The organism is Streptomyces sp. P17 (assembly GCF_032436805.1).
Lineage (GTDB): Bacteria > Actinomycetota > Actinomycetes > Streptomycetales > Streptomycetaceae > Streptomyces.
The window spans coordinates 1-345 of record NZ_JAVRBF010000477.1; the positions used below are offsets into that span (position 1 = coordinate 1).

Annotated in this window: 1 protein-coding gene; it reads right to left on the reverse strand. The window is 59.4% G+C overall.

Features of this window, described 5'->3' with window-relative positions; translation table 11 throughout:
* Positions 1–34: 34 nt before the first annotated feature.
* Positions 35–345 (reverse strand): hypothetical protein (locus RMT89_RS41780; RefSeq protein WP_315888984.1); only part of this gene is annotated, 311 nt, incomplete at its 5' end.

A 345-nucleotide genomic window follows, 5' to 3' on the forward strand; every position in this document is an offset into this window, starting at 1 on the left:
TGGATCGTCTGCGGCCAGCCGGGCAGCCTCCGGGTTAGCGAACCGGATTGCCTGATACCCCGCTCCGTTGATCGCACTCACTGACTGGCAACCCGCTATCACGCATGATAGCACGGCAACGCTCAATACTCGACATATCGCGGAATTTCGCATCATTCTTTTCCCTTTGCTCTATACGGTTCAACGCGTCTTTTGCGGCCTGTGCGGCTATCTCAGCGCGCCCGGCAGACTTTCCGACCAGATACACCGGCCCGACGGCCAGAAGCGCGCCTAGCACGCCTCCAGCGACGATTTTCCCCCAATCGGGAATGACTGCCAATAGCGCCATCATGCGACAACTCCCGG